Below are 13,677 nucleotides of genomic sequence, written 5' to 3'. Positions count from 1 at the left end.
TCGAATTTTTGTGTCGTCGGCGGTGGTTATTTACTCAGTAAGTACTTGTCGAGTAAGTTCCTCGGCATGCAACGAAACGCAGTGCGCTGGGGACTGCTCGCCCTCTTCGCCGACGGTCCCAAGTACGGCTACCAACTGAGAACCGAGTTCGACGCGCGGACCGGCGGCACCTGGGCGCTGAACGTCGGCCAGCTCTACACCACCCTCGAACGGCTCGACCGGGACGGCCTGGTCGCCGAGGTGGGCACCAACGACGAGGGGCGCACCGTCTACGCCATGACCGACGCCGGCCGGAGCGCGCTGGCGGAATGGTTCGCCACCCCGGTCACCGACACCGACCGGCCGCGCAGCGAACTGGCGATCAAACTCGCCATGGCGGCGGCCACCCCGGACGTCGACGTGGCCGCCGTCGTCCAGGCGCAGCGCACCGAGTCGATGCGGCAGATGCGGGACTTCACCGACCTGCGGCGCAACGCCGACCGGGACGGCGACGACATCGCCTGGTTGCTCCTACTCGACCACCTGGTCTTCGGACTGGAGAGCGAGATCCGCTGGCTCGACCACGTGGAGGCCACCATGCTGCGCCGGCAGCGACGCACGCGGACGGCCGGCAGGGCAGCCCGGCCGGCCACGCCCGACGCCACCGGTCCCGCCACCGGCTCCGTCGGCGGGGCGGTCACCGGTGGCGGCGCCGCGTCCGCCGAGCACCGAACGCCCGCCACCGACGGAACCGAGCCGGTCCGATGACCGACGTCGTGCTGCGGTTCACCGGAGTGAGCCGGACCTACCGCTCCGGCGACTCCGACGTACGGGCGCTGGACGGGGTGAGTTTCGACGTCGAGGCGGGCGAACTGGTCGCGGTGATGGGACCATCCGGCTCCGGCAAGTCAACCCTGCTGGCCCTGGCCGGCGGTCTCGACACTCCCACCCGGGGCGCCGTGGAGGTCGAGGGGACCGCGCTCACCGATCTGGCCGCCGTCGCGCTGGCCCGACTGCGCCGGGACCGCATCGGCTACGTCTTCCAGGACTACAACCTGGTCAACGACCTCACCGCCGCCGAGAACGTCGCACTGCCCCGCGAACTCGCCGGAGTACGCCCCCGGGCTGCCCGTCGGGAGGCGATCGCCGCGCTGGCCCGGGTCGGCCTCGGCGAACTGGCCCACCGTTTTCCCGACCAGCTCTCCGGTGGACAGCAGCAGCGGATCGCGATCGCCCGGGCACTGATCGGCCAGCGGCGGCTCGTCCTCGCCGACGAGCCGACCGGCGCGCTCGACTCGGAAACCGGTGAGGCGGTGCTCGAGGTGCTCCGGGCCCACGTCGACGCGGGCGCCGCCGGAGTGCTGGTCACCCACGAGCCCCGGTACGCCGGCTGGGCCGACCGCACCATCTTCCTCCGCGACGGTCGGCTGATCGACTCCACCGGTCCCCGGGCCACCCCGGACCAACTCCTCGGCGGACGGGCATGACCGGGCGGACGGGCATGACCGGCGAGTTCACCGGCTCGTGGCGTACCGCGCTGCGGATCGCCGGACGGTCGGCACGCCGCCACCGTGGGCGCAGCGTACTGATCCTGTCGATGCTGTTCCTGCCCGCCTACGCCGCGACCGTGTTGCTGGCCTGCTGGGCCAACCTGGGCACCCTGGACCGGGACGCCGGCTTCAAGATGGGTACCGCCGACCTCGTGCTGTCGGCGGGTCAGCCGGACCTGGAGACGCTGGCCGACCTCGTACCCGCCGGTGGCCGGACCGCCCCGCACGGCACCGGCCGGACCGTGGTCGCCGCTCCCGACGGTGCACTGACCAGCTACGAGTACGAGGCGACGGATCCGACCGACCCGCTCAACCACGGCAGGTACGTCGTCCGAGCCGGCGTCGCGCCCCGGGCGGCCACCGAGGTGGCGCTGACCCGCACCCTCGCGGAGCAGCTCGACGTCACGGTCGGCGACCGGATCGAGGCAGGACTGCCGCTGCGTCCGCTGACCGTGGTCGGCATCGTCGACCTGAGTCGGTCACTGCGGCTGCCCGCGCTGGTCGTACCGGCCGACGCGCCGCTGTCCGGCGGGGTCACCCGGAGCCTGCTGGTCGACCTGCCCGACGGGGTGGGCTGGCCGGGGCCGCCGCCCGGAGCGCGGCACGAGATCGGGCCGGACGGGGAGATCGTCCCGCTCGGCATCGAGTTCAGCATCATCGACCGCGCCACCCGGACACCGACCGCGGAGTACCTGGCGATCCAGGCGACCGCCGCGACACTGGTGGTCAGCTTCGCCGCGACACAGGTGGGGCTGCTCGTCGGCGCGGCGTTCCTGGTCGGCGCCCGACGGCAGCGCCGGGAACTCGCCCTGATCGCGGCGGCCGGCGCCAGCCCCCGACAGGTGGGCCGGGTCGTGCTGGCCGGCGGGTTGCTGCTCGGGACGGTCGCGGCCGGGACCGCCACGCTGCTCGGGCTGGGCACCCTGCTGGTGGCCGCGCCGGTCATCGAGCGGATCTCCGACCATCCGCTGCGGAACATTGTCGTACCGGTCTGGTCTGTGGTCGGGGTGGCGGCGGTGACCATCCTGGTCGGCATGGCCGCCGCGTACCTGCCGGCCAGGTCCGTCTCCCGGAACCCGGTCCGGGCCGAACTCGGCGGTCAACGGGACCGGTCCCGGGCAGATCTGGGCTGGCTGGCGGTCGGCCTGGTACTGCTCGGCGTCGGCGCGGTGATCCTGCTCCGGTCGGCGCACCCGGACGGACGGAGCGAACTGATCGCGGTCGGCGGTCTGCTGTTGCCGCTCGGGGTCGCCGCCGCCGCACCCGCGTTGGTCCGGGTGGTCGGTCGGGTCGCACCGCTGCTGCCGGTCGCCGGGCGGCTCGCGCTCCGGCACGCCGCCCGGCACCGGTTGCGCACCGGGGCGGCGGTGGCGGCGGTCGGTGCCGCGGTCGCCGGGAGCGTGGCCCTGGGACTGGTCGGCGCCGCCCGCGGCGAGGCGGCGGCGGTCTGGCGCGACGCCCGGGACGGACAGGTGCTGCTGCCCGCCGAGGCCGCGACCGTACTCGGCGCGGACGGGATCGCGCGCCTCGCCGCCACCCTGCCCACCCGGAGCGCCGTCGCGCTTCGGGTGGCCAGCGACCCGGACGTCCCACCGGGCAGCGTCTTCAACCCCCTGCCCGGGTTGACGCCGATGGGGGTGGCCGGCGACCAGATCCGGATCGCGGTCGGCGGCGCCGAGACGATCCGGGCGGTCACCGGCCGGGAGCCGAGCCCCGCCGAACTCGACGCGCTGGGCGGCGGGGGAGCGGTGCTCTTCAACGACGTCCTCGCCGCCGACGGACGGGTGGCGATCGCGCTGGGCGTACCGGGGCCGGTCACCGTACCGGCGGTGGTGGCGGTGCGCGGCGAGTACTTCCGGGACCTGCCCGGGGTGCTCGTCTCCGAGGCCACCGCACGACGGGCCGGGCTCACCGTGACGCCCGGAGACCTGCTGGTGGACACCACCCGGATGCCCCGACCGGACGAAGTCGCCGCCGCGACCACCGCGCTGCTCCGCGCGCAGCTCGCCGCCGAACCGGTCCCGGCGACCCCGATGCTGGTCGAGCCGGCCCGGGTCCGGACCGGGCCGACCGAGAGCCGGACCATGTTTTGGCTGCTCGGGGTGGTCAGTGGGATGGTGACGGTGCTGGCGAGCGGGGTTGCCGTCGGACTCACCATGTCCGAGCTGCGCGACGATCTCGCCACGATGACCGCGGTCGGTGCCGGTCCCCGGGTACGGCGCGGGATCACCGCCGCGCAGGCCGCGGTGGTCGTCGGCCTCGGTACGCCGCTCGGGCTGCTCGCCGGTCTCGGCCCGGCCGCCGGGTACGTCGCGTTCCACACCGGCGCGCACTGGCGTACCCCGTGGCTGTCGTTGCTGCTGATCCTGGTCGTTCCACCGCTGGTGGCGACCGTGCTTGCCGGCACGTTGACGCGGAGTCGGCCGGTGCCGCCGCGCCGGGCCGGTTGAACCGTCCCACCCGGCCGTGCCGGGCCGAACCGCCGGGGGCCCGGCGCGGCCGTGCCGGCCTGCTCCACCCGAGGGCGGGCCGGGTGGGCTGCCGGGAGCATCGGGTGGCCCTGACAGAATGTCGGGGCAGACCGCCCGGTTCCCGGACGCCCGTACCACGTGAGGAGACACTTGTCGTGATCCGTACCCATGACGCCGGCACCCTGCGCGCGACGCATGCCGGCAGCACGGTGACCCTCGCCGGCTGGGTAGCCCGGCGGCGGGACCACGGCGGCGTGATCTTCGTCGACCTGCGCGACTCCTCGGGCGTGGTCCAGGTGGTGTTCCGCGAGGGGATGGCGGCGGCGCACGCGCTGCGCAACGAATACTGCGTCCAGGTCACCGGTGAGGTGACCCGTCGCCCCGAGGGCAACGACAACCCCGAGCTGGTCACCGGCGAGATCGAGGTGACGGTCGACCGACTGGAGATCCTCTCCGAGGCGGCCCCGCTGCCGCTGCCGGTCGACGACCAGGTCGAGGCCGGTGACGACGTCCGACTCAAGTACCGCTACCTGGACCTGCGGCGCAGCGGGCCGGCGAAGGCGATGCGGCTGCGGTCGAAGGCCAACCAGCTCGCCCGGACCGTGCTGCACGACCGCGACTTCCTCGAGATCGAGACCCCGACCCTGACCCGGTCGACGCCGGAGGGTGCCCGCGACTTCCTGGTCCCGGTACGTCTGCAGCCCGGCACCTGGTACGCCCTGCCGCAGTCGCCGCAGCTGTTCAAGCAGTTGCTGATGGTCGGCGGCATGGAGCGGTACTACCAGATCGCCCGCTGCTACCGGGACGAGGACTTCCGGGCCGACCGGCAGCCGGAGTTCACCCAGCTCGACATCGAGATGTCGTTCGTCACCCAGGACGACGTGATCGACCTCGGTGAGGAGATCGTCGCCACCCTCTGGCGCGAGCTCGCCGGACACGAGATCAGCCGGCCGATTCCCCGGATCACCTGGCACGACGCGATGGCCCGGTACGGCTCCGACAAGCCCGACCTGCGGTACGGGGTCGAGCTGACCGAGCTGACCGACTACCTGCGCGGCACCGAGTTCCGGGTCTTCGCCGGGGCGATCGACGCCGGCGGCTATGTCGGCGCGGTGGTGATGCCGGGCGGGGCCGTGCAGAGCCGTAAGGAACTCGACGGCTGGCAGGACTGGGCCAAGGCGCGCGGCGCCCGCGGTCTGGCGTACGTGGTGCTCGACGCCGAGACCGGCGAGGCCCGGGGACCGGTGGCGAAGAACCTGTCGGCGGAGCACCTGGGCGGGCTGGCCGACGTGGTCGGGGCCAAGCCCGGTGACGCGATCTTCTTCGCCGCCAGCGCCAACACCCGGGAGGCGCAGGAACTGCTCGGCGCGGCCCGGATCGAGATCGCCAAGCGGGCCGACCTGGTCGACGAGAGCGCCTGGGCGTTCTGCTGGGTGGTCGACGCGCCGATGTTCGAGAAGACGGACGAAGGCGGCTGGACCGCCGTGCACCACCCGTTCACCTCACCGAACGCCGAGTGGGTGGACCGGTTCGAGGAGGCGCCGGACCGGGCGCTCGCCTACGCGTACGACATCGTCTGCAACGGGAACGAGATCGGCGGCGGCTCGATCCGTATCCACCGGGGCGACGTGCAGCGGCGGGTCTTCGACCTGCTCGGGATCACCCCGGACGAGGCGACGGACAAGTTCGGCTTCCTGTTGGAGGCGTTCAAGTACGGCCCGCCGCCGCACGGCGGTATCGCCTTCGGCTGGGACCGGGTCTGCATGCTGCTCGCCGGTGCGGAGTCGATCCGTGAGGTGATCGCGTTCCCGAAGACCCGGGGCGGCTTCGACCCGCTGACCGGTGCCCCGACCCCGATCACCGGGCAGCAGCGGGCCGAGGCCGGGATCGACGCCAAGCCGAAGCCGACGGCTCCGGCACATGGCGGCACCGCCGGGGTCGCGGCTCCGGTCGAACCCTCCTGACCGGTGGTTCGGGTCGGTTTCCACTGATTCGACACCCGATGGGTCTCCGGCCGAATATCGCCGGGGACCCATCGGGAATGGGGTTGCCACCGCCACGCATACTCGGAGCATGGCGCCGACTCCTGATTTGATCATTGATATAGATCCGAGTGAGGTGGGGTCCGAGACCGTCCGGACCGTCACCCTGCCGTGGTCGGGACAGAGTGTGCCGGTCCGGATTCCGGCCGGCATGACCGACGGGGCGGTTCTGCAGCTGCCGGGGCTCGGCCCGGTGACGGCGCCCGGCGAGTCGCCGCGGGACGCCTACCTCCAGGTCCGGCTCGTCCCCGGGGCCGCCGGTGCGGTGCCGCCGACCCCGGTGCCACCGACCACCCCGTTCGGCGCGGTGCCGCCGGCGTCCGGCCCGCCGGCCGGACCGTATGGCGCGCCGCCGATGTCGGCTCCGCCGGCGTCCGGTCCGCCAGCCGGACCGTATGGTGCGCCGATGTCGGGTCCGCCGGCTGGACCGTATGGCGCGCCGCCGATGTCGGGTCCGCCGGCTGGACCGTATGGCGCGCCGCCGATGTCGGGTCCGCCGGCTGGGGCGTACGGTGGGCCGCCGATGTCGGGTCCGCCGGCGTCCGGTCCGCCGATGGGCCCCGCCCCGTTCGGGCCGTACCCGCCCGTACCGGCGCCGTCGGGCGGCTCGGGCAGGGGGAAGATTCTCGCCATCGTCGGCGGGGCGGTCGCGGTCGTGCTGCTGGTCGTCCTGGCGGTGCCGGTGCTGCTCTGGTTGAACCGTGACTCCGGCGACCCCAAGAACACGGCGGGTTCGGGTCCGGCCGGCGGGGCGTCGCCCAGTGCCGCACCGATGAGCCCACCGGAGTACCAGGCCCTGCTGGCGTCGGTCGACAAGTCGGTCGGCGACGCCTTCGGCAAGCTCGGTGGGGCGAAGAACCCCAAGGCGGTCGGGTCGGCGGTCGACGGCATCGAGTCCGCCATCGAGCAGCAGATCGAGGCGTTGAGCCGGGTCGTGCCGCCGCCGAACGTCGCCACCGCGCACGCCGACCTGCTCAGCGGGCTGGAGGGCCTGAGCGACTCGCTGGCCGAGACCGGGTCGGCGGCCGGGGCCGGTGAGGTGTGCCTCGGCTACTCAGCGCTTGCCCGGCTCAGCCGTGAGGCCGCCGCGGAGGACGTGCGCGCCGCGCAGCAGGCGCTCGCGACCGCGGATCCGGCGCAGGCGTACCAGGTGGGGAAGTTCGTACCGAAGAAGACCTCGGACACCAACCGGCGGCTCAGCAACGGCAAGTTCCTCAAGCGGAACCGGAGCGGGCTCGGCGAGCTGAAGATCGAGAACGGTGGCAGCACCGACGCGGTCATCAACGTCGTCCGGAACGGGTCCAAGAGCGCGGCGATCAGCGTCTACGTCCGGGCCAAGGGCAAGATCACGGTCGGCGGTGTCCGTGACGGCACGTACCGGATCTACATGACCGGTGGCAAGGACTGGGACGGCAAGGCCAAGGCGTTCGGGCGGGACTGCAACTTCCAGCGCTTCGAGGACAGTTTCAAGTTCAGTACCACCTCCTCGCAGTACACGATCTGGACGATCACGCTGACACCGACGGCGGGCGGCAACGCCCGTACCAGCGACGTGGACCCGGGCGACTTCCCCGGCTGACCGCCGCGCCCCGGCGCCGGTTCGCTCCAGGACACAGCGAACACCGAGCCCGCCCCGACCGCCGCGTGCGGCCGGGGCGGGCTCTTTGCTGCCCTGCGGCACGGGAGCCGCTCGCATAATTTCTCTGCACAGAACTTGTGCACAAGCTCTGTGCACAATTACTGTGCATCATATGTCCGCCTCCCCGCCGCCCCTCGACCCTGAACCGTCCCAGGTCCACCTCGACACCGCCCAGATCCGGGTGCTGGCTCATCCGCTCCGGGCCCGACTCCTCGCCACGTTGCGCAGCGAGGGCCCGGCCACCGCGACCCGGCTCGCCCAGGAGCTCGGCACGAACACCGGCGCCACCAGCTACCACCTCCGCCAGCTCGCCGACGCCGGGCTCGTCGAGGAGGAGGCCGAGCGGGGCACCGGCCGGCAGCGGTGGTGGCGGGCGGCGCACCAGGTCAGCCACTGGCGGAACAGCGACTTCGACCAGCATCCGGACGCCCGTGCGGCGGCCGACTGGCTGTTCCGGTACGCCCTGCGGGTCCACGCCGACCAAACCGAGCGCTGGCTGGAAAACCAGCACGACTTCCCGACCGAGTGGCGGGACACAGCCGGCTTCTCGGACTTCCTGTTCCGGCTCACCCCTGGGCAGTTCCGGCAACTCTCCGACGAGTTGCACGCCGTCCTGGACCGCTACCGGCACAGCCTCGTCTCGATGGACCCGGACAACCTCGCGGAGAAGGACGGGACCGGGGAACCGAACGGGACCGAGCGCGTACTGCTCTATCTGCACGCCTTCCCGGTCCGTGGCCCGATGCCACTCACCGCACCCCGACCCGACGGCCACCACGCCGAGGAGGAGGCGCCGTGAGCACCTTGACCGCCGTCCAGGTCAGGCGCCGCTACCTGATTCTGCACGGCCTGCGCTGGCTGCCGATCGGCCTGCTGATCCCGGTGATCACCCTGCTGCTGCTCGAACGGGGCCTCACCCTGCCGCAGGTCGGGCTGGTCGCCGCCGCCCAGGGCCTGGTGGTGCTGGCCCTGGAGTTGCCGACCGGTGGCTTCGCCGACGCGCTGGGGCGCAAACCGGTACTGGTCACCGCGACCCTGATCAACCTCGGCTCGCTGGTGCTCCTCGTCCTCGCCGACTCCTTCGTCCTGTTCTTCCTGCTCTTCGTACTGCAGGGGATCTTCCGGGCGTTGGACAGTGGTCCGCTCGAATCCTGGTACGTCGACGCCATGCTGGCCGCCGATCCGGAGACCGAGTACGAGCGCGGCCTCCACGCCGGGGGAGTGGTGCTCGGCGTCTGCATCGCGGCCGGAGCGCTGCTCGCCGGTGGCCTGGTGGCCCTCGGCCCGATCGGCCCGTTCAGTGCCCTCACCGTGCCGGTGCTGGTGGCCGTGCTGCTGGAGGTCGTCGCACTGGTCGCCCTGCTGCTGCTCCTGGTCGAGGTACGCCCACCGGGTGGCGCCGCCACGCTGCGCACCTCGGTACGTGCCGTGCCGACGGCGATCGGCGGCGCGTTCGGACTGCTGCGCCGGTCCCGGATCGTCCTCGCCCTGGTCGCGGTGGAACTGTTCTGGGGATTCGGCATGGTCACCTTCGAGACACTGCTGCCGGTACGGCTCTCCGAGGTGGTCGGTGACCCGGACCGGGCGGCGGCGCTGCTCGGCCCCACCGGTTCGGCGGCCTGGCTGGCCTCGGCCGGCGGGGCGGCACTGATCACCTATGTCGCCCGCTGGCTGGGGGCGCCGTTGGCCGCGGGACTGCTGCGGGTCCTGCAGGGCGCCACCGTGGTCGGCATGGCGCTGCTCGCCGGCCCGGCCGGAATCATCGCCGCCTACCTGCTCTGTTACGCGATCCACGGGGCGTCGAACCCGCTGCACATGGGACTGCTGCACCGCCAGGTGGACGGACCGTACCGCAACAGCGCCATCTCGCTGAACTCGATGATGGCCCAGCCCGCGGCCGCGCTCGGCGGGGTGCTGCTGACCGCCCTCGCCGCGGCGACCTCGGTCGGTACCGCGATGGTGGTCGGTGCCGTGGTGCTCGCGGTCGCCGCGCCGCTCTACCTGCCCGCCTGGCTGGCCGGACGACGGTCCGCCGACTCTGCCGACCCGGACGGCGTTTCGACACCCACGCCGGCGGTTGCGCCAGGTCCGGCCGGTTGACCCCCGGCCGGGATTGGCCGGTGACGGCGGTGGGTACAACCTGGCCGACCTACTGGGACCCCCACCGGGAGGAAAACATGCTCGCCTACGTCGCCGCCGGCGTCTTCGGCTTTGCCCTGCTGCTCGACCTTCTCGACTCCGACCTCGGCGCGCCGGACCTGTTCAACGTCCACACCCTGCTGGTGATCGGCCTGCTCTGTCTCGCGCTCTACCTGGCCGGGGTGGGCCGGGGTCCGGGCGCCGCGGGCGGTGGCGGACGGTGGTACCGGGGCCGCCGTCCTGGTCGCGGCTGATCCGTACCCCGTGACGACCGGCCCGGTCATCGGTGCATTTCCGGCACCGGAAACCGGGCCGGTAGTGTCTTCGTGATGGAGTCCGACGGCCTATTCTCGCTTGTCGATCCCGGTGGCGGGTCTGCCGCGTCGACCGGGACCGGCGTCGCTGGATTCACCGTACCGGCCGTCGACGCGCCGTTGCCGGTCCGGATGCGTCCGACCAGCCTCGACGAGCTGGTCGGGCAGGACCATCTGCTGGCGCCGGGTTCGCCGCTGCGTCAACTGGTCACCGGCGCGGCGCCGATGTCGGTGATTCTCTGGGGGCCGCCGGGCAGCGGCAAGACGACGATCGCGCACCTGGTCGCCGGGGCCACCGAGCGGCGTTTCGTGGCGATGTCCGCGCTCTCCGCCGGGGTGAAGGACGTCCGTGCGGTGATCGACACGGCTCGCCGGGAGCGCCGGGCCGGCGGCCCGCCGACCGTGCTCTTCATCGACGAGGTGCACCGGTTCAGCAAGACCCAGCAGGACTCGCTGCTGGCGGCGGTCGAGGACCGGACGGTGACCCTGTTGGCGGCCACCACCGAGAACCCGTACTTCTCGGTCATCTCGCCGCTGTTGTCCCGCTGTGTGCTGCTCACCCTGCAACCGCTCACCGACGACGCCGTCCGCGGCCTGCTGCGCCGCGCGACCGCCGACGAGCGCGGCCTCGCCGGCGCGCTCACCCTGGCACCGGACGCCGAGGACCACCTGGTACGCCTGGCCGGCGGTGACGTACGCAAGGCGTTGACCGCGCTGGAGGCGGCCGCGGGCTCGGCGACGGCACTCGGCGGTACGGTGATCGACCTGGCCACCGCCGAACAGGCGGTCGACGTGGCGGCGGTGCGCTACGACCGGGACGGCGACGCCCACTACGACGTCACCAGCGCGTTCATCAAGAGCATGCGGGGCTCCGATGTGGATGCCGCGGTGCACTGGCTGGCCCGGATGCTGGTGGCCGGGGAGGATCCCCGGTTCATCGCCCGCCGGATCGTGATCTTCGCCAGTGAGGACGTCGGCATGGCCGATCCGAGCGCGTTGAGTGTGGCGACCGCGGCCGCCCACGCGGTGGAGTACGTCGGCCTGCCCGAGGCGCAGCTCAACCTCGCCCAGGCGGTGATCCACATGGCCACCGCACCCAAGTCGAACTCGACGACCACCGCGATCGGGGCCGCGATCGCCGACGTACGGGCCGGCCGTGGTGGTTCGGTGCCCCGGGCGTTGCGCGACGCGCACTACTCGGGTTCGCGGGGGCTCGGGCACGGCATCGGCTACCGCTATCCGCACGACGACCACCGGGGTGTGGTGACCCAGCAGTACGCGCCGGACGACCTGGTCGGGGTGGACTACTACCAACCGACCGGACACGGTGCCGAGCGCGCGGTGAGCACCCGGCTGCCGTTGCTCCGCCGGATCGTCCGGGGTCAGGCCGCGCCACCCTCCGGCGGCCCGGCGCCCGGCAACGGCGGCGGGGGCGGTCCGACATCCGGGGGCGGCCCGGCGCCCGGCAACGGCGGCGGTACGGCAGGCGGACCGGATGCGGCCGCGACGAGGACGGACCAGAACGGGCGTACCGGGGACACCACCTCGAACGGCCGGCCGGTGGACGGGATCGGGGACGACAGAGTGGCGCAGGACAACGGCGGAACGTCGGTCGGGGAGGCAGACCAGTGAGATCGCGCGGTTCGGACCCGGGCGAGGACGGCCACGACGAGCGGCGGGACCCACGGGGCAAGGGGCGCCGCTGGGGCCGGGGCAAGTCGGAGGAGGCGCCCGAGCAGCCCGAGGTGAGCGGCGAGGAGCTCGGCTGGATCGCCGACCTGCGTACCGCCAAGGAACAGCGTTCGGCGATCGGCCCGGGTGACGGGATCCCCGCCGCGCCGCCGGAGGGGTTGTCGAACAGTGCCCGGGACCGTGCCCTGGCGGAACTCTCGGACCCGTCGCCCGGTCGGGTGGAGCCGGCGGCCGGCGGGACCGAACCTCCGCCGGGCCGGATGGAGCCGTCGGATCCGGCCACCCCGGGTGGCCGGACCGCCCCGGTCTTCCCACCGGCGCCTCCGGGCTCCCCGATCGGCCCCGCCGAGCATCCGGACCGCCCGGGCGGTCCGCCGGCCGGCCCTCCTCCGGGGGGCATCACGGGCGCCCCGTCGGCGGCCGTGCCACCTTCCGCCGGCCCGGTGCGCCCCGGCCCGTGGCCGGGGGTCCCGGTGGAGCGGGGCACGGCGGACCAGCGGACCGCGCCGACCGGCCCCCGACCCGACGGTCGACCGGGTACCGACCCGGGTGCCGAGCCGCCGACCGGCGGGATCCACCAGCCCCGCCACGGGGCCGGACCGGTTGAGCCACCACCGGGACCCCGGTCGGCGGGAACCCGGCCCGAGGACCGGTCCGGTGGTCGACACGACCCTCCGACGCCCGCGGCGACGCCGACCGGGGGAGGGCGGCACAGCCAACCGCCGTCGCCCGGCGACGTTGTCGTCCCCGCGTCGGGCAACGCGCCGCCGCTGCCCGGCGTCTCGGGCCCGCCGGCGGCGCCGGCCCGGCCCGGCGTCGCCCGCCCGGCCGCCGGCGGCCCAGGGCCGGCCGACCCGGCAGGCATGCCCAGGTCGGGTGTCCAGCCGTCCGGCGTCACGCCTGGTCCCGGTGCGCCCGTGACACCGGGCGCGCAGGCCGTACCCGGTGTCCGAGCGTCCGGTGTCGTACCCGGTGCGCCGCCGCTACGGCCCGCCGGTGCCGCTGACGAGACCCGACCTGGCCACGCCGCTTCACTGGCGGACCGGTTCCGGCCGGCGGGGCGGCCGGAGCGCGGCCGACCGATCGTTCCGGCCGGTGGCTTCGGTCCCGGTGTCGCCGGCCCGCCCGGATCGCCGCTCGGTGATCCGGCAACCGGTGTCATTCCGGCGAGCCAGGAGCCGGGGGTGCCGCCGGCGACCCATGCGTCGACGGCTGCTCCGGGGCTCGACGCGGAACGACCGGGCATCCGACACGGCGGCGGGCGGCACGAGGCGTCGCCGGGTGACGGCGCCGTCGCGCCACCTCGGGGCCCGCGGGTCCGGCCCGGTGCCGAACCCCCGTCCGTCCTCCGTCCGGCCGGCCCCGGTCCGGTCGGCCGGCACAGTGGCGGACTGCCGGTGGTGCCGGGCCGACAGGGGGAGGTGACCCCGGCGGACGCCGGACCGCGAGTCGACGGGCCGCCGCCGGTCGGTGGGGTACGAGCGGGCGCCGCACCGGTTCCGCCCACTCCGCATGGGGCGGGTCCCTGGCCTGGCGGTCCTGACGGTCCGACCGGTCCGGTGGAGGCTGGCCGTCCCGCCGCCGCGGCCCGGGCGCCGATGACTCCGGGCCGGGCCCGCCCGGTTTCCGGACAGCCCACGGGAGCACCGGGGGAAGGTGGCCGTCCCGGGCCCGAGTCCCGGCAGGCACCGGGTCAGGTCGGGCCACCGCAACCGCCGTTGCCGTCGGACCGGCCCGGTCCGGCCACGGCCGCCAGGGGCGCCGCCGTGCCGCCGGGTGCTCTGGCACGGGCCGGTGCGGCCGTACCGCCGCCGGGTGCTCCGGCGCGCGGGGGTGTGGCGGTACCGCCGC

Annotated in this window: 9 protein-coding genes; all 9 read left to right on the top strand. The window is 73.9% G+C overall.

Translation table 11 applies throughout. The features are described from left to right. Positions 1-66 precede the first annotated feature (66 nt). The 9 genes from ABGB05_RS20670 (at position 67) to ABGB05_RS20630 (ending at position 11,766) form a co-directional block, all read left to right on the top strand. On the top strand, positions 67-747 hold the full coding sequence (locus ABGB05_RS20670; RefSeq protein WP_347655087.1) for a PadR family transcriptional regulator: 681 nt from the start codon (positions 67-69) through the stop codon (positions 745-747). Next, positions 744-1,466 (top strand): ABC transporter ATP-binding protein, encoded by a 723-nt coding sequence (locus ABGB05_RS20665; protein ID WP_347655086.1) that lies wholly within the window; start codon positions 744-746, stop codon positions 1,464-1,466. The genes ABGB05_RS20670 and ABGB05_RS20665 overlap by 4 nt, the downstream gene beginning before the upstream one ends. After that, positions 1,463-3,979, top strand: a complete 2,517-nt coding sequence (locus ABGB05_RS20660; RefSeq protein ID WP_347655085.1) for an ABC transporter permease — start codon at positions 1,463-1,465, stop codon at positions 3,977-3,979. Before ABGB05_RS20665 ends, ABGB05_RS20660 begins: the two co-directional genes overlap by 4 nt. Before the next feature lie 176 nt (positions 3,980-4,155). Beyond that, positions 4,156-5,964 (top strand): aspartate--tRNA ligase, encoded by a 1,809-nt coding sequence (aspS, locus tag ABGB05_RS20655; protein WP_347655084.1) that lies wholly within the window; start codon positions 4,156-4,158, stop codon positions 5,962-5,964. A 631-nt stretch (positions 5,965-6,595) separates the two neighbouring features. Further along, positions 6,596-7,621 carry a hypothetical protein gene (locus tag ABGB05_RS20650; RefSeq protein WP_347655083.1) on the top strand — a complete coding sequence of 342 codons (1,026 nt, stop codon included), beginning with the start codon at positions 6,596-6,598 and terminating at the stop codon, positions 7,619-7,621. A 172-nt stretch (positions 7,622-7,793) separates the two neighbouring features. Then, positions 7,794-8,480, top strand: coding sequence for a helix-turn-helix domain-containing protein (locus tag ABGB05_RS20645; RefSeq protein WP_347655082.1), 687 nt, complete (start codon positions 7,794-7,796; stop codon positions 8,478-8,480). Beyond that, a complete protein-coding gene (locus ABGB05_RS20640; protein ID WP_347655081.1) occupies positions 8,477-9,781 on the top strand; it encodes an MFS transporter in 1,305 nt (434 codons plus the stop codon). Before ABGB05_RS20645 ends, ABGB05_RS20640 begins: the two co-directional genes overlap by 4 nt. Before the next feature lie 77 nt (positions 9,782-9,858). Then, positions 9,859-10,074, top strand: coding sequence for a hypothetical protein (locus ABGB05_RS20635; RefSeq protein ID WP_347655135.1), 216 nt, complete (start codon positions 9,859-9,861; stop codon positions 10,072-10,074). Between the two features lie 75 nt (positions 10,075-10,149). Continuing rightward, positions 10,150-11,766, top strand: a complete 1,617-nt coding sequence (locus ABGB05_RS20630) for a replication-associated recombination protein A (RefSeq protein WP_347655080.1) — start codon at positions 10,150-10,152, stop codon at positions 11,764-11,766. The last annotated feature ends 1,911 nt before the right edge of the window (positions 11,767-13,677 follow it).

Source organism: Plantactinospora sp. B5E13 (genome assembly GCF_039871775.1).
GTDB lineage: Bacteria > Actinomycetota > Actinomycetes > Mycobacteriales > Micromonosporaceae > Plantactinospora.
The sequence above is the reverse complement of the archived record's forward strand: the minus strand, read 5'-3'. Positions and strand labels throughout refer to the sequence as shown.